The 17,076-nt window shown below is 63.9% G+C and carries 12 protein-coding genes; 4 read left to right on the forward strand and 8 right to left on the reverse strand.

The features are described from left to right. Window positions 1-12: 12 nt before the first annotated feature. The 3 genes from CK227_RS08110 to CK227_RS08120 all read left to right on the forward strand — a co-directional run bounded on the left by CK227_RS08110 (window position 13) and on the right by CK227_RS08120 (window position 5,788). The gene (locus tag CK227_RS08110; protein WP_143750489.1) at window positions 13-2,535 is read left to right on the forward strand and encodes a DUF5801 repeats-in-toxin domain-containing protein; all 2,523 of its coding nucleotides are present in this window, start codon (window positions 13-15) and stop codon (window positions 2,533-2,535) included. Window positions 2,536-2,613: 78 nt separating this feature from the next. Next, the gene (locus tag CK227_RS08115; RefSeq protein WP_245318113.1) at window positions 2,614-4,443 is read left to right on the forward strand and encodes a type I secretion system permease/ATPase; all 1,830 of its coding nucleotides are present in this window, start codon (window positions 2,614-2,616) and stop codon (window positions 4,441-4,443) included. 13 nt (window positions 4,444-4,456) lie between these two features. Continuing rightward, window positions 4,457-5,788 (forward strand): HlyD family type I secretion periplasmic adaptor subunit, encoded by a 1,332-nt coding sequence (locus tag CK227_RS08120; protein WP_179296419.1) that lies wholly within the window; start codon window positions 4,457-4,459, stop codon window positions 5,786-5,788. Window positions 5,789-5,825: 37 nt separating this feature from the next. Here CK227_RS08120 and CK227_RS08125 read toward each other — a convergent pair whose 3' ends face one another. From CK227_RS08125 to CK227_RS08160, 8 genes are all read right to left on the reverse strand, one after another. Continuing rightward, the gene (locus CK227_RS08125; protein WP_095772710.1) at window positions 5,826-6,374 is read right to left on the reverse strand and encodes an invasion associated locus B family protein; all 549 of its coding nucleotides are present in this window, start codon (window positions 6,372-6,374) and stop codon (window positions 5,826-5,828) included. Then, window positions 6,359-6,820: a DUF4189 domain-containing protein gene (locus tag CK227_RS08130; protein WP_044548288.1), complete on the reverse strand. Its 462-nt coding sequence runs from the start codon at window positions 6,818-6,820 to the stop codon at window positions 6,359-6,361. The genes CK227_RS08125 and CK227_RS08130 overlap by 16 nt, the downstream gene beginning before the upstream one ends. A gap of 35 nt (window positions 6,821-6,855) precedes the next feature. Beyond that, on the reverse strand, window positions 6,856-7,524 hold the full coding sequence (locus CK227_RS08135) for a hypothetical protein (protein ID WP_095772709.1): 669 nt from the start codon (window positions 7,522-7,524) through the stop codon (window positions 6,856-6,858). 13 nt (window positions 7,525-7,537) lie between these two features. After that, complete coding sequence (locus tag CK227_RS08140) at window positions 7,538-8,098, reverse strand: invasion associated locus B family protein (RefSeq protein WP_095772708.1); 561 nt, start codon at window positions 8,096-8,098, stop codon at window positions 7,538-7,540. A 7-nt stretch (window positions 8,099-8,105) separates the two neighbouring features. Further along, window positions 8,106-12,635 (reverse strand): YadA-like family protein, encoded by a 4,530-nt coding sequence (locus tag CK227_RS08145; RefSeq protein WP_095772707.1) that lies wholly within the window; start codon window positions 12,633-12,635, stop codon window positions 8,106-8,108. 199 nt (window positions 12,636-12,834) lie between these two features. After that, window positions 12,835-13,254, reverse strand: a complete 420-nt coding sequence (locus CK227_RS08150) for an AraC family transcriptional regulator (protein ID WP_245318112.1) — start codon at window positions 13,252-13,254, stop codon at window positions 12,835-12,837. Window positions 13,255-13,547: 293 nt separating this feature from the next. Beyond that, window positions 13,548-14,465 (reverse strand): AraC family transcriptional regulator, encoded by a 918-nt coding sequence (locus CK227_RS08155; protein ID WP_095772705.1) that lies wholly within the window; start codon window positions 14,463-14,465, stop codon window positions 13,548-13,550. 314 nt (window positions 14,466-14,779) lie between these two features. After that, window positions 14,780-14,974, reverse strand: a complete 195-nt coding sequence (locus CK227_RS08160) for a hypothetical protein (protein WP_095772704.1) — start codon at window positions 14,972-14,974, stop codon at window positions 14,780-14,782. Between the two features lie 313 nt (window positions 14,975-15,287). On the opposite strand from CK227_RS08160, the gene CK227_RS08165 reads away from it, so the two are divergent. Continuing rightward, complete coding sequence (locus CK227_RS08165; protein ID WP_095772703.1) at window positions 15,288-16,751, forward strand: phosphatidylserine/phosphatidylglycerophosphate/cardiolipin synthase family protein; 1,464 nt, start codon at window positions 15,288-15,290, stop codon at window positions 16,749-16,751. The last annotated feature ends 325 nt before the right edge of the window (window positions 16,752-17,076 follow it).

Below are 17,076 nucleotides of genomic sequence, written 5' to 3' on the forward strand. Positions count from 1 at the left end.
CCGACGGCGGGCTTGACCGAGAACGCGGCCAAGGTACTGCATGACGAGACGGCCGGCGTCGATGCCAGTTCCAATGACCAGGCCGGCGCCTTGCCCGCCGCCTTCGCGGCGCTCGGCACAGCGCTCGGCTGGGCGGCCAGCGCCTCGGCGGTGGTCACACCCAATTCGAGCTTCGGCACCGACGGCGGCACCCAGACGCTTTCGCTGGGCGTCAGCGGCGCGAATGTCGATTCCGGCTTCGATTCCCTCGCCGGGCACAATATCCTGCTCAATGTCGAGGGCGGCCTCGTCGTCGGCCGGGTTGACGTCGGCAACGACGGCAGCACGACTGGCGATCCCGTCGCCATCGCCATCTCCATCAGCCAGGCCGGCATTCTCAGCATCGCGCAATATGTCGCGATCGCCCATCCGGATACGACCAACCCCAACGATGTGAAGACGATGCTCGACGGCGCCTTGCTGGCGATCGTCACTGCCACGGACGGCGACGGCGATACCAGCAGCACCAACATCGCCATCGGCGACAAGGTGCAGATCAGGGACGATGGACCGACGGCGGGCTTGACCGAGAACGCGGCCAAGGTACTGCATGACGAGACGGCCGGCGTCGATGCCAGTTCCAATGACCAGGCCGGCGCCTTGCCCGCCGCCTTCGCGGCGCTCGGCACAGCGCTCGGCTGGGCGGCCAGCGCCTCGGCGGTGGTCACACCCAATTCGAGCTTCGGCACCGACGGCGGCACCCAGACGCTTTCGCTGGGCGTCAGCGGCGCGAATGTCGATTCCGGCTTCGATTCCCTCGCCGGGCACAATATCCTGCTCAATGTCGAGGGCGGCCTTGTGGTCGGCCGGGTTGACGTCGGCAACGACGGCAGCACGACTGGCGATCCCGTCGCCATCGCCATCTCCATCAGCCAGGCCGGCATCCTCAGCATCGCGCAATATGTCGCGATCGCCCATCCGGATACGACCAACCCCGACGATGTGAAGACGATGCTCGACGGCGCCTTGCTGGCGATCATCACTGCCACGGACGGCGACGGCGATACCAGCAGCACCAATATCGCCATCGGCGACAAGGTGCAGATCAGGGACGATGGCCCGACGATCACGGTGCCGTTTGACGGCGACCAGAACACCGGCAACGGCACCGGGACCCACGAGGCTCTGGCCAACACGCTCAACGCGTCGGCTACCGGAGCCTTCGGGTACGACATCGGCACGGACAGCCACCCGGCCTCGTTCTACGACGCCACGCACTCTGACTTCGTCGATGCCAACGGAGCCCTTGATGGTATCCAGATCGGGCTTACAGGTAACCTCACCGGCCTTGTGCCGACGCCAGGGACGACCCCGTTCCTTAGCTCGTTCGCGACGCTTCAGTCGGAAAGCGACACCTCGGCGTCGTTCAACTGGCAAATCTCGTACGATAGTGACCCGAACACGGCCGGCAACCAGACTGCCACAGCGGGTGGCACCCTTGTCTTCAACAAGGTTGCCGACACCTACACCATCACATTGAACGACACGGTCGAGGGCTTCACCAAGGACATCCTGCACACCTCTGAGCTCTTGTCCAAGGAGCCGGTGAGCAACGTCGGTCACCCAAACATCGTGGTGGAGAAGCTTTTCGACGCTAGCACCACGAGCGATCAGACCGACCGGGACTTCTTCGTGCAGTTCACCGGTAACTCGAACCCCAACGGGAACCCCTTCGGGTTCAACGCGACGGGTGACGGCAATCCGGTTGTCGGCGGTGTTAACGACACCATCTTCAATGCCGGCCAACAGATCAGCAGCAACTTCGAGGATTGGGTTTCTGCAACCCAAGCCACGAACGGGGTTGCCGGTGACACGATCCAGAAGGGTGAGTTGCTGACGTTGCGGTTCTTCGACCACAGCCCCGGCATCATCACCGACGACGGCGCCAATAGCGTCCCGAACCAGACGGCCAACGATATGGCAATCAAGTTCGACGGTATCGGCAACAGCGAGGACTTGATGCTGATCCTCAACCTCGTCAATTTCGGTACCGACGGGGTCGCGGGTGGCACAGGCACCGCCGCCGACACGTTTACCACGAAGGCGATGTACGTCTCAAACGCCGACATCTTCAAGACAGGGCAGGTGCCTACCGCCTACGCTGCCGACTTCCCGCTCGACAACAACGACGGTCTCGTTATCGTCGAGAGGAATGACTACAACGGTGCAGGCGAGAACTGGGTACTTCAGGGTGTCCAGATCATGCAGTCTGGTAACGGTCTCACCGGCCCCGATAGCAACCCGAACTTAGCCGGCCTTCAGGAGACACCGACGGCGATCGACCTGCAGCGGGCGACTGGCTCCGGTGGTGGTAGCACAACCTTCGCCCTACAGAACTGGGACCCCACCGACAACGATGTGCTGAAGATCACGGACATCGGCTTCACCTCGACGCAGACCACGACGCCGGATGCCCATCTCGACTTCGCCTTCCAGGTGGCGGACGCGGACTTGGACCAGACGACGCCGCAGCACATCCTTGTTGATGTCGCCTGACGCGTAACCAACGGGGGCAGCCATGGCTGCCCCCGTTGCGCCTCCCGCAATCCGTTGCACGGAGATGTCATCCCGATGATGAAAAACAGACAACAGCCCCCTGCCTTGCAGGTGGTGATGAAAGAGGCCAGACGCGCCATCCGGCCGCTTATCTGGTTCAGCGGGGGCATCAACGTACTGATGCTGACCGGGGCGCTTTATATGCTCCAGGTCTACCATCGCGTGTTGTCCAGCCACAGCTTGGAGACGCTGGTGATGCTGTCGCTGATGGCGGCAGGCGCACTCGCGACAATGGCGGGGCTGGAGGTGGTGCGCGGGCGTCTGCTGGCCACCGTCGGATCGTGGATGAACGCGCGATTGGCACCGGTTCTCCTGACCGCATCGGTGGAATATGCCGCCTCGGCGCCCGGTCATGCCAACGCACGTCCCCTGCGCGACCTGGATCAAGTGCGGAATTTCTTCACCAGCCCAAGCATCTTCCCGATCCTTGACGCGCCCTGGGCGCCGCTATTCTTCGCCGCCATATTCGTCATGCACCCTTGGCTGGGCTGGTTGGCGCTGTGTGGCGGGATCGTCCTGTTTGCCCTGGCGGTGCTCAACGAATACCTCACACGCAAGCCCTTGACCGAGGCTGCGAACGCACAGTCGCGGGCCTATGTGCAGGCCGAGGCGGCGATCCGCAACGCCGAGGTCGTGCAGGCGATGGGCATGCTGAAGCCACTGCTGGAGGGCTGGAAGGCGCAGCAGGACGAGGCAAACAAGGGACAGGTTCTAGCCGCCAACCGTGGCGGCGTCATCGCGGCCATCGCGCGTTGCCACCGGCTGGCCCTGCAAATGGCCATACTGGGCCTTGGCGCCTATCTGGTGCTTCGCAACGAGGCTTCGCCCGGCATCATGATCTCAGCCTCGATCCTGATGGGGCGCGCGCTCTCCCCGGTCGAGCAAGCGATTGGCACATGGAAGGCGACGGTCGGAGCGCGTGCTGCTTACCGGCGTCTCACCGCGGTTGCCGGAGAGCACCGGGAAGCAACACCGGTTCTGCCGCTGCCACGTCCGAAAGGCAGGTTCGAGGCCGAGAACCTCGTGCTGGCCCGGCCGGGTGGCGAGCACATACTAAAAGGGATCAGCTTCCGGCTCAATCCGGGCGAAGCCATGGCGTTGATCGGCCCGAGCGGGGCCGGCAAAACAAGCTTGGCGCGGATACTGGCCGGCGCCTGGCGCCCATCAGGCGGTCGCGCATTGCTGGACGGCATGAGCGTCGCCGAATGGGCATCGGAGGACCGTGGTCATTATGTCGGTTACTTGCCACAGGACATCGAACTCTTCGCCGGCACTATCTCCGAAAACATCTGCCGCTTCGCGACTACCACCCCAGCGGTCTTCAACAACGTGGTCAAGGCCGCGCAGCTGGCGGGTGTCCACGAACTGATCAAAGGACTGCCGAAGGGTTACGCCACCGAGATCGGCGAAGCCGGAGCGGTGCTGTCGGGTGGCCAGCGCCAACGCATCGGGCTTGCGCGGGCGCTCTATGGCGACCCGGCACTCATCATCCTGGACGAGCCCAATTCCAACCTCGACCGCGAGGGTGAGGACGCCTTGATCGCCGCCCTCGGCGCGGTCAAGGCGGCGGGCACGACCATTATCCTGATCGCGCACCGGGCGAACATGATGGACAAGGTCGACAAGATATTGGTTCTCAACCGGGGCCAACAAGACCTCTTCGGTTCACGCGACCATGTCTTCAACGAACTCGCCGCGCGCGTCCGCCAGGTAACTCAGATACCCTCAAATCCGGCGCCGGAAATCTCCACCGCCGTAGTCGGCGTCGACAACGGGCCACGGCCCTCTTCCAAGCGTACGTCGCGTCAGAACGCAATGAGCACGGCTGTCGTGGCGAACCAGGCATGAAATGAGAACAGCTATGAACGTCGTGCCGTTACCCGTTCCGCCTCCCTCCCTGCTGGAACCGGTCCCCCTGCGTCTTACGGGCGTGACGTACACCGGCTTCGCCATCCTGTTCCTGTTCTTCGGCGTGGCCGGGGGCTGGGCGGCCCTGGCGCCGTTGGACAGCGCCGCGGTGGCCCCGGGCGTTGTCAAGGTCGCCGGCGACCGCAAGCTCATCCAGCACCTCGAGGGCGGCATCATCGCGGAGTTGAACGCCGCCAACGGTGATATCGTCAAGGCGGGCAAGGTTCTCGTCCGGCTCGACGACACCCAGGCAAAGGCGCAGCTCGACCTGATCCAGAACCGGATAGCCACGCGCGAGGCGCTGGCCGCGCGCCTCAGGGCCGAGCGCGACGGCAAGGACGAGATCGCGTTTGACCCGGCGTTGCTCGCAAATCCCGCCACCGCCGCGAAGGACGCGGTTGCCGCGCAGCGTGACGTGTTCGCGGCCAAGCATCACAACTTGACGGACGAGCAGGAAATTCTCAATCAGCGCCGTCGCCAGACCGCGGAAGAGATAACAGGACTGGAGCAGCTTATCGTCACCAAGGACAGGCAGATCGACGCGATCGAGGGTGAAACCAAAGATCTCGAGACCCTGCTCGCGAAGGGGCTGACCACGCGCGAACGGAACCTTTTGCTCAGGCGCCAACAACAGGAGATCGAGGGGGATCGCGCCACCAACATCGCCGCGATCGCCCGCGCCAGAAGTGCCATGGCCGAGATCGACATGCAAATCTTGAACCTCGGCACAGTGCGGCTGAACGAGGCCGTCGACGAGTTGAGCAAGGTCGAAGCGGAATTGTTCGATCTTAGACAGGAGGAACGTTCCGCCAGGGACGTGCTTGCCCGTACCGATGTCGTCGCCCCGGTCGACGGCATCGTCATGGACCTGAAGGTCCACACGGCTGGTGGCGTCGTGAAACCCGGTGAGACGTTGATGACGATCGTACCGCTCGGACAACAACTCGTGGTCGAGGCCATGGCCAAACCGGAGGATGTCGAGACGATCGCTCCCGGACAGCCCGCGCACGTCAGCTTCCCGGCCTTCGCCCGCTACAATCTGCCGCCGCTCGACGGCGTCGTGGAGATCGTGTCGGCCGACCGCATGGTGGAGGAGCGCAGCGGCGCACCCTATTTCGCCGCGACCGTGTTGATCGACAGAAACGAACTCGCCAAGCTGGAGGGTCGCAAGCTGCTGCCCGGCATGTCGAGTGAGGCGATGATCCGGACGGGCGCCCGCACAGTGCTTTCCTACCTTGCCGAGCCGATCACGCAGAACTTCCGCCGGGCGATGCGGGAAAAATAGTCAGAGGCGGCCCAAGCTGCATCGCAGGTCCTTGTCCCTACCGTGCGCTCAACGCGACCATGCGGTCGAGCGCAGCGGTCAGGCCGTGCAGCGACACCGGGAATGTCAGTGGCGTGTCCGCATCTGTCGTGACATTGAGCTTCAGCACCTCGCCTACCCTCAGCTTTCCGAGCACGGATCGGTCAATGGAAAACACCGCGATGCAGCCTGTCGGCAGGCAGGTCCTGAAGCGTTGCGGGGACAATGGCGGCTGATCGTCGATCTGGGGCGTCACGCCCGGATCGAGCAGGATGCCGAAGGGCAGAAGCAGGGTGGCCGTCGTCGACCCGTCCGCGCGCCTCTGTATCTCCATGGCAAGCAGCCTTTGGCCATTCTTCTGGACCTGGTCCTGCGAAAGCGAGCAGACCCTCGCATTCTCCTGGACAGAGCAAGCCACGCTCCAATCCTCATAGACTTCGCGCAACGATGACGGTCCATCTTGAGCAGCCGCGGCCTGTTGTTGAGCCGACGCTGGCGACATCAATGAGAATGCGATTGCCCCGTATGCGCAGGCGGCCTTGAGGCCACGCTTCATGTGCAGACCCATTCGCGAATCTTGCATTTGGCCCCTGACGCCTCGCAGGCCTGCAAGGCAAGGTCTTCGGCCTCCCGGCGGGTCTCGGCCGAGTTCACGCCCCAGGGCGTGAAACGGTTCTCGACCTTGTCGGCCATGGCGAGCGCGCCGCAGTGCTTGTAGGGAAAGCCGGTCTCGTCGTCATCGGTCCAATGGCGATGGTTGCGGAAGACGGAGACGACGTTGCAGGCCTTGCCGCCGGCGTTCTCGCAATATTTCTGCGCGATGTCCTTCGCCTCCTGCCGCTTGTCGGCGCCCCAGAAGAAGCCGTATTTGCTGTCGGACTGCGAATAGGCGATGGCCGCCCAGATGCCTTTTTCCTCCTGCTGCGGTTCCGAAGGTGCCACCAGGTCGGCCGAGACGACGTGTCCGCTCCACAACAAGGTCAAGCCCAAAACTGCCAAAGCCCGTAATCTCATGGTCGGCACCCCTTTCCTTGATCCGGTCGCATTGCCTACTTCGCCGCCGAGGCGACGGAGATCACCACGCAGCTTTTGCCTGTCGGCAAGAGAAGGGCCTCACCCGCATTGCCGCCGAGCTCGTACACCTCGACCTGCCCGAGATGGTCGGTGATCTTGCTGCCTTGCGGAAGAATGGACGGGAGATCGGCGCACGGGCTGGCGAACGGCGCCACCCGCACCATCGTCCCTTCGCAACCCGAAGCGGTGGGCGATGCGAAAACGACGCCCGCGGCAGGTCCGCTATAGCGTTCCGTCGCATAGTCCATGCCGACGAAGGCCTGGACCGCATGCTTGTCGGCGGCCTGGTCGTTCCACAAGGATTTGACGCTGTATTTGGTGCCTGTCGTCAAGATCTGCCCGAGCACCGGATAGATAGTCGAACAGGCCTGCACCCCGGCCTGCTTGACATGCTCGAGGAAAGGCGTGTCCGGAAGCGCCGGGTTGGCTGTCTCAGCCTGTGCGGCCGTCGCGCTGCCGACCAGATTGGCGATCGCGGCATAGTTCCCGGCGGCGAAGCCAAGGCCGGCCACGGCGAGCCCCAACAGTGAAAATCCGACGACGCGCGGCCATCGCCGCCGCCTCGGTTCGACGGGCCGCTGCCGATCCGCCTCGACGGCCGCGCTGCTGCGTTTTGCGGACATGAACTGGTCCTGCTGGCTCATTGTGCTGCCCCGGTCATTTGAGTGGCGAAAGGGCTGCCGTCAGCCCCTTGAGAGTTGCTGCGGTGACGGTGATCGTCTTGCCGTCGACGGTCGGATAGGAAATCGCCGGCGTCGCATTCTGCGAGATCTGCTGGCGCATGACGGGGCCGACCGGCAACATGCCGACGCAGACCACTTCGTTGCAGCCGTTCAGGTGGACGTCGACGGCCTGGTCCCGCCCGTCGAACTTCAGCGAGACCAGGCCGTCGCTCCTGGCGTTCGGCGCGGTGCGAACGATCATGTAGGGCTTGCCGTCCTGCGTGGCGGCAAGCGACCAGCTGAAGGCCATCTTGCCCGAGGAATCCTCGATCACCTGCGAGACATTGCAGACCTTCTTGCGGGCCTTGAGGTTCTCGTCGCAGATCAGCGTCCAGTTTTCGAAGGGACGGATCGTGCGCTGATAGGTTCCCAGCTTCACGTCGGGCGGCAGCACCACATCCGAAGGCTTGATCCTGTAGGGCGACGCCACCTGCCCCGCGGCCGGCGCGAGGCCGCCGCAGAGCACCAGGCAAGTCAGTACGGCAAGTCCTTTCATTCCTGCCTCAGTTCAAGGTGAAGCTGATGCCGGCGCCTACGCCGACATGACCGCCGGCGGCCGTGCCCGACACGTTGCCGCGGATGCGGCCGTCCTCGCTGGTGTAGCCCGCACCGAAGGCCAGGGCGCTCGAATCCCGCCAGAAGCCGCCGCCCGCCGCGACGCTCAGCTTGCCGGGCCGGTCATCGTAGCGCAGCGAGGCCGCGGCAAGGCCGATCGCCGCCGCCTGGCGGGCTTCGTCGCGTATGCCGTCGATGTCGGTATTGAGCTGGCTGAGCTTTTGGTCGGTATAGTTGTTGGCCTGCTGCAAGGTCGTGGCGGCCACCTTGTCGGTGTAGCTGTTGGACGTGTTGATGGCGTAATCGACGCGGTTGTTCATCTGGGTGACGTTGACCGCATCGGTGCCGGCAACACCGGGGCCGACATTGGAGATGACCACGGGCGCGTTGACGTCGCCGCCCTGCAGCGTGATGCTGTTCTTCTTGCTGCCGTCCGGATTGGTGTCATAGGTGACGGCATTCTGGGTGAGCGATCCAAGGCCCGATTTCAAGTCCTCGACCGCCGTGTTGGTGGCGTAGAGCTGCGAGCCGTTTATCGCGTCGGTGCTGCCGGCGTTGACCCGTCCGGCGGCGACATTGGTGATCGTGCGCTCGGCGCCGGCGTCGCCGACGCTGACGGTCCCGGTCGGGGTGGTGCCGGCGAAGGCATAGGTCTTGCCGTTGATGACGGTGCTGGAGGTGCCGACCGCGGCCTGCGTCACCGAGCCCGAACCCAGCGCCACGTCATTGGCATTGTTGGCCTTGGCGCCCTGACCAAGCGCCACCGCGCCTTGTCCGGTGGCTGTCGAGCCATTGCCGGCGGCAAGGCTGTTGGTGCCGCTGGCCACGCTGGCCGGCCCGATCGCCACGCTGTCGGTGCCGCTGGCGGTGGAGTCGGCCAGCGTCGAATTGGCGTGGAAATACTTGATGCCGCCGCCATTGCTGATGTTGGTCAGCGCATTGTTGACGGCCGTGAACCCGTCATAGACGGTCGAATAATTGTTGCCCTGGATGGTATAGGTCGGGCCGGTGATCGAACCGTCGGGATTGACCGTGGTGCCGCCGCCGAACAGGTTGCTGATGTTTTGCGACACGCCCTTAAGCTGCGAGACGTTGACGGCATCGGTGTTGGCCGAGCCCGCCGCGACATTGGTGAGCTTGCGTTCGGCTCCGGCGCCGCCGATCGACACTTCGCCGGCCGAGGCCTGTGAGCCCGACAGCGCATAGGCCGTGTAGTTCGCCTGCGCGCCGACCGTGGTGACGGATTGCGCTCCAAGCGCCACGCTGTTGGCGAAGGTGCTGTTGGCGCCCGCGCCGAGCGCCACCGACTGGACGCCGGCCGCGGTCGAATTGGTACCGAGCGCCAGCCCGTCGGCCAACATCACATGGGCATTCTGGCCGATGGCCGTTCCGCCGGGCGCGGTCTGGTCGACGATGGCGCCGTTGCCGATGCCGATGCCGTTATCGCCGTTGACGACCGTCGTCGGGCCGACCGCGACCGACTCGGCGCCGACCGCGAGCGAGTCGCCCGCCGCCGAATTGGCGTGGAAGTACTTGGTCGAGGTGACCGATACGGAAGCGATTGCGCCCTGAAGCTGGCGCACGGTGACGGCATCCTGCGCCTGCGTGCCGTCGGCGACATTGGTGATCTGGCGGTAGGACGAGGCGGTGCCGACCGACACGGCGCCGAGCAGCGTCTTGTCGGTGGTGTTGTACTGGATGAAGTTGGATGGACCGGCCGCGATCTGGCCGGTGGCGGGCGCCACGGCCCGGTCGGACACGGAACCCGAACCAAGCGCCACGCTGCCGTCGATGCTGGCCAGTGAGTCGCGGCCGAGCGCCAGCCCGCTGACGCCGGTCGCGGTCGCCTGGTAGCCGACGGCGGTGGAGCCGACCCCTTGCGCGAAGGAATCGGTTTGCGCCAGTCCGGCCTCGTTGGTGCGGGCATAGCGAATGCCTATGCCATTGGCGTCGGTATAGGCGGTCGAAGTGTCGCCGGCGATGTTGCTGATCGTGTTGCCGAGATTGGTGACGCCACTGCCGATATTGGCGATGGCCGTGGTGTTGGCCGTCACCTGCTGGTTGGTGGCGAAGAGCTGCGAGCCGTTGACCGCATCGGTCGAGCCGCCGTTCAACTGTCCGGCCGCGACGTTCTGGATCTGGCGCTCGGCGCCAGCCGACCCGACCGAGAAGGCGCCCGCCGGCGTGCCACCGGCGAAGGTGTAGTTCACGCCGCCGATCGTCGCTCCGCCGACATTGGTCGTTGCTCCTGACGTGGAATTCAGGCCGATCGCCACATCGCCGGCATTGTTGGCCACGGCGTTGGGTCCGACAGCGACGGAATTGGTTCCAAGGGCCTGGGAATCCGGCAGGGCCGAATTGGCATGGAAATACTTGATGCCGCCGCCGACATTGATGTTGTTCAGCGTCGTGCCGATGGCGTCGACCGCCTGGTTGGTGGCGAAGAGCTGGGAGCCGTTCACCGCATCGGTCGAGGAGCCGCTGATCCGCCCCGCCGCCAGATTGGTGAGCGTGCGTTCCGCACCGACCGCGCCGATGCTGACCGTCGAGGTCGGATTCGTGCCCTGGAAGGCATAGGTCGTGCCGTTGATCACTGCATTGGGCGTGCCGACCGCCGCCGTGGTCACCGAACCGGAGCCGAGCGCCACGTCGCCGGAGCTTGCCGCCGCGGTGGCACCGTCGCCCAGCGCGACATTGCCGGCGAGGCCGGCGGCACCCGCCGTCGAGCCGTTGCCCAGCGCCACGGAGCCTTGCCCGATCGCCTTGTTGTTGTTGCCGATGGCGACGGCGCCCGCCGCCATATTGGCCGCGGAGGCACTCGCCGTGCCGTCGCTGTTGGCGATGTTGTTGGCGCCGCCGGTGAAGGCGCCAGTGCCGCTGGCGTAGCTCGGATCGCCGATGGCGACCGCGCCATCACCAAAGGCTTCGTTGCCGTAACCGATGGCGACCGCCTTGCCGCCGTCAGCCACCGCGCCCGTGCCGATGGCGACGGAGTCGGCGGAGAGCGCGCTGGCGGCGGTGCCCATGGCGACCGCGTTTACGTCCTGTGCCACCGCGCCCGCTCCAACTGCTGTCGAGCCTGCCCCTGTCGAGACGGCCGACGTGCCGATGGCGATGGAATCGTCACCGCCGGCAGTGGACGAACGGCCGCCTGCGAACGCACGGGCGCCGGTGGCTTTGGAGGTGGAACCAAGCGAAGTGGAGTACGTTCCACTAGCCTGAGCGCCCAGTCCGAGCGCACTGGCGTTCGCGGCGGTCGCCGCGGCGTTGTTGCCGATCGCCGTGGTCGAGACGTCCGTGGCCTGGGCTCCAGAACCAGCCGCGACGGAGCCGACCCCGCTCGAGACAGCCGAATTGCCCAAGGCCAGCGCGAAATTGCCCGAAGCCGTGGCGACGTTGCCGAAGGCTGCCGAGTTTGATGCCGATGCATTTGCCTGGGGACCGATGGCGGCGGCATTGGTGCCGGCGGCCTGGGCCTGGAAGCCGACGGCCGCCGAACTGGCGCCGCCGGCAGAGGTGCCGATACCAAGTGCGGTACTGCCAACTCCGCTGGCGTTGGCGCTGACGCCGGCAGCAAGAGAATTGTCGCCTATCGCATTCGATCCGGTTCCGAAGGAGGAGGCGTTTATGCCGCTGGCAGCGGCCTGGCGTCCTACGGCAGTGGAATTGGCGCCGCTGGCGACGGATCCCCAGCCTGCGGCTGTCGCATAATTGTTGCTGGCCGTGGAACTGGTGCCGAGGGCAGTGGAGTTCCCACCCGAAGCAACGGAGAAGGTGCCCAAGGCGTTGGCGCCAGCCCCGAGGGCTTGGGCCTGAACACCGAGCGCGACCGAGTTGACGCCGCTTGAGATCGTGCCCTGGCCCAGCGCCATCGCGCCGCCGGTGCCCGTGGCTTTCGCGTTTAGGCCGAGAGCCACCGAATATTGTGCCGACGCAAGGGATGACCGTCCGACCGCGATGGCATCGGCCTGCGAAGCGGTGACATCCGTACCGATGCCGATAGCGCTCTGGGCGGTGACACCTGTCCCGGGGGCGGTGCGCGAGCCAAGATAAATGGAATTTATCGCGGAGGCGATCGTTCCGAAGCCAATCGCCACGGCATTCTGGCTGCCGGCGCTGGCATTGGTGCCCTCGGCTATCGAGTCGGCTCCGTTTTGCACGGCTCCGGATCCAAACGCGATACCGCGTACCCCGTTCGCCGTGCCGCCGCCGCCGAAAACCTGTGCTGATGCCGGCGTGGCGATGCTGCCCAATGCGATGGCACCCAGCGCCGCCGCCAACATCTTGCCGATGCCGAGCATGCCGAGTCCAGATCCGTTGCGCCGCATGCCGAGCACGCGGTGCGCCATGCGCAGCACCGCCATCAGGCGGCGGCGAACCGAGCGGGAGCCGTGCTCGGCCCCCGCAATCCAATGCCTGGCGAAATGCGTCGTGCGACGCTGAACAAACGAGCCACTCGAAATGTGATTGTCGGTCATGGTCCCTCTCCGTTCGCCAGCCGTCATCAAATGTCTGACAAATTCCAGCACTCGCAGAAAGCCATGATTCTGGTTTGCCGTATTTCACGAAATTGCTGTTTTGTCAGAAAAAATCGCGGCAACTTCACGGGAGTTAACGGATAGTTACTTTAGTTAGAGCTTTAATAAGGCAAAGTAAAACAATTAAGTGGTCAATATATCATCTAAGCTTCGAATTAAGCTTGCCGAAGCGAGCCTGCAAAGGCGTCAATCGCCGGTATTTCTTCATCACGGTAGTAAAATGACTCTGACTCGAAAAGCCGCTCAAATGGGCGATATCGGTGATCGTCATGCGGCTTTCGGCAAGCAGCCTCTCAGCGAAGTCCAACCGCAGATCAAGCACATATTGATGCGGCGGCACCCCGAACGTCCGCGAGAAAGCCCGCACGAAATGATAGGATGACAGCCCGCAAACCGCTGCCATTTCGGCAAGCGCTATCTTGCGTGTAAAGTTCTGATCCAGGAAATCCTGCACCTTGCGCGCGCTGTGGGCGGAAAGGCCGCCTTTCACGTTCAGCGCCGGCTGTCGCGCGGGACCGGGTCCGGATGCCGATCCCGGAGGGCCATCATCAGACCGCATCTTTCGGTCCCTTGATATTTGGCAGATGGAATTCAACCCGAGACCGCCCTCCCCGTTCCCCCCAAAAACAATTCGTGATTGATCGAGCTGTGGCCGCATTGTCGCTCCGGTTCATTCGATCAGTCCGGCCAGATGGCGAATAATGCACAGGCTGCATGCTATTTCGAATGACTCCCGTAATGCCTGCGGCATTGTGGCGACGGACGTATTTTGGAAAACTCCGGAAGCTTAGTAGAAAATTCCGGTCTTGGATTATCGGACGGCAGGTGTTGCCACTTTGCCATCCCGGGCTTTCAGTTTCTGCCCGGCGCATATCCGGTCATGGTCGGTGTTCTGCCCCTGTACTTCTTCATGGTCGCGGCCAGATGACTCTGATCCGAAAACCCTGCGAGGTAGGCGACTTCGGCGATTGCGAGCTCGCCGTCAACGAGTAACTTTTCCGCGAAGTCCAGGCGCAGGTTGATCAGGTATCGGTGCGGCGGCATGCCGAACGTGCTGGCGAACCTTGCTATGAAATGATTGGGCGAAACCCCCGCGACCGAAGCCAGCTCGGCGACCATGACCTTTCGCGCGAAATTCTCGTCGAGATATTCGCGCACGCGTCGGGCGCCGGCGGCGGAGAGCCCGCCCTTGGGCGACGCGGTCTGCCGGCTGCGGCCGGTGTAGGTGCGCAGCAGATGCACGCCGAACACTGTGAGCAGCGAGTCCAGGTAGAGCTCGTTCGGCGGCAGCGTGCCGGTCAGCTCCGCGGTGATCATCTGGGCGATGTTGAGCGCCCTCAGGTCGACCTTGCCGAACGCAGGCGGCTCGAGCTCCAAGTCGGAGCGATCGAATTCGTGCGCGGCCAGCTCCGACAGCGCTTCGGGAGAGATGGAAACGACAGCGTTTTCCCTGGTCTGCGTCCAGGCGAAGGTGCTGTCGACTCCAGCGGGATTGATGATGAGGCATCCGACCGGCGCATCGTATTCTGTAACTCTGTCGCTGCCGAGCGAGGCTCTGAATTTGCGCCCGGGCCTCAGCACGATGCCCGCGGAATGTTCCCTGGCCAGGAACGTCTGCGAGCCTGGGCCGCGGACGGAATGGATGACGCTGCCACGTGCGGTGGCTCTTCTGGGACCGGCACTTTCTGGAATGATGTCCAGGACATATCGGGCCACCCGATCGACGCCTCGGGAAACGCCGCTTTCCCGAGCTTCGTCCGCATTTTTCATTTGCGTTGCCTCAGCCGCCTGCCGCCGCCTGAAATCCCCTTGCCCCACCCCGTAACCAACGTAACGCAGGCGTCTCGGCTAGGGAAGAACTCTCATGCGCAAAGAAAAATTCTTATTCGCGAAAAGAGAGAAAAAATGACCGATCGACGAAGTTGGCGAGCATTCTATTTCAGGGCGATGGCCGATCTTCGCCATCCCTGAGATCCGTTTATCACCCGTGGGCGCGGCTTCGGCGAATCCATCTTCATTTTTTTGGCGCCGAGATCGGCGGCCAGGCACGACGGGGCGCCGAGCCGACCGGCTACGGCCGCCTGCTACAGATCACCGCGACGTTTCTCGTACAGATCCCAGGTGAGTTCGACAAAGGCCAGAAGGACATCGTCGCGGTTCCAGCCTGCCGCGACCGCCGCCTGGACGATCTCACGGAGGGGAGGCAGCAACTGGCGCTGGCATTCGGCAGACAGGTCGCCATCCCCCACGGGAGGCCCCTCGAAGTTGAATTTCGTCATTCGGCGCTCCCCCCGCCTCGGATCAAGTTTTATACCGCTAATTTCGTTCCCGCTGATATACAACAGATGTGATACCAAAGTACAGGAAGCCTTGGGCCACAAGGGCAGCACAGGACGATGCAGGACCACGCCGTCTCTTTGCTTTCCCTCGTGTCAAGTTGGTTTTCGAAGGCGGGCGTTCAGGGGGAATTAATTGGTGCAAACCCTGACTGGGACTAGATATCCTCGGCCAGGCGGCAACCGCCATCCGCCGAATGCGAGGCATGAACCGGCCGCATTGCCTTCTGCAACCGCTCGCTGGATAGTCCCGGCAATGTTCGAGACCATTGCGACTCACTGGACCCAAATCCTGGCGATCATCTCGGTGGTGATGGCGACCGTCGGCATCGCCCACGCCGTCATGACCAAGGAGGACGTGCGCGCCGCCACCGGCTGGGTCGGCGTGATGGTGCTGTCACCGATTCTTGGCGTGCTGATCTATGCCGTGGCCGGCATCAACCGCATCCGCCGCGCCACGATCACGGCGCAGCGTCCGCTCACCGGCGACGCGGTATCCGCCAAGGACGAGCGCGACATCGCCGCCGAGGAGGCCCTGATCGTCGAGCGCTACGGTCAGCGCTTCACCGGCCTGCGGACGCTGGGCGACAGGGTGGCGCGGCGCGCCCTCAACCCGGGCAATGCCATCGACGTGCTGGAGACTGGCGACGAGGCCTATGCCGCCATGTGCGCGGCGATCGACGGCGCCGAGCGCAGCGTCCTGCTCGAGACCTATATTTTCGACAATGACGCCGTCGGCCTGCTTTTCGTGGAATCGCTGGCCGGTGCCGTCCAGCGCGGCGTCACCGTTCGCGTGCTGATCGACGCCGTCGGTGCCCGTTACTCCGTTCCCAGCATCCTCGGCCATCTGCGCCGCGCCAACATCCCCGCCGATGTCTTCAACGGCAACATCGTCATAGGCCTGCGCCTGCCGTACGCCAATCTCCGGACCCACCGGAAGATCCTTGTGGTCGACGGCATCGTTGCCTTCACCGGCGGCATGAACATCCGCAAGGGCTTTTCGGCCGAGTTCGCAGGCTCCAACAGCGCCAGGGACACGCATTTCAAGGTCACCGGACCTGTCGTCGCCGACCTGTTCTCGGTCGCTGCCGAAGACTGGCGCTTCGCCACCAACGAAGCGCTGAAGGGCGATGCCTGGCGAATTGCCCCGCTGTCGCCGGCACCCGGCCAGCCGATGCTGGTGCGGGCGGTCGCATCCGGGCCGGATGCCAGCAATGAGACCAACCACAAGCTGCTGATCGGCGCCTTCTCGGTGGCGCGCAAGTCGATCCGCCTGATGTCGCCCTATTTCCTGCCCGACCGCGAACTGATCAGCGCCTTGATCACCGCCGCCCGGCGCGGCGTCGAGATCGATGTCGTGGTGCCGGCGGTCAACAATCTCTTCCTCGTCGACCGCGCCATGACCGCGCAATTCGACCAGATCCTGAAGAATTATTGCCGCATATGGCGCACGGAGGGCCCATTCGACCATTCCAAGCTGCTGTCGATCGACGGCGTGTGGGCCTATGTCGGCTCGTCCAACCTCGACGCCCGGTCGCTGCGGTTGAACTTCGAGATCGATCTGGAGGTCCTCGATGCAGGCTTTGCCCGCGAGATCGAAGCCCGGATCGGATCGGCAATCGAAACGGCCAGTCCCGTCACGCTGGACTCCTTGCGGGCCCGCCCCTTCATCATCCGGCTGTTCGACCGCATCCTGTGGCTGGGATCGCCCTATCTCTAGATGGGTTCTCACCCTATCTCTAGATGGGTGCTCACCCTATCTCTGGATGGGTTCTCACCCTATCTCTAGATGGGTGCTCACCCTATCTCTGGATGGGTGCTCACCCTATCTCTAGATGGGTGCTCACCCTATCTCTGGATGGGTGCTCACCCTATCTCTGGATGGGTGCTCACCCTATCTCTGGATAGGCTTTAACAAAACGACGTGTTTGACGGATAGTTTGGTGTCGGCCGTGGAACATAAGCGCAAAGACTCTATTTGAGGTGCATGGTGAGACCAGCAGGCATGGCAGGCACACGGTGCGGATGAACGGACGCAGCCTCCC

The sequence above is a fragment of the Mesorhizobium sp. WSM4308 genome, assembly GCF_002294905.1.
Classification (GTDB): Bacteria; Pseudomonadota; Alphaproteobacteria; order Rhizobiales; family Rhizobiaceae; genus Mesorhizobium.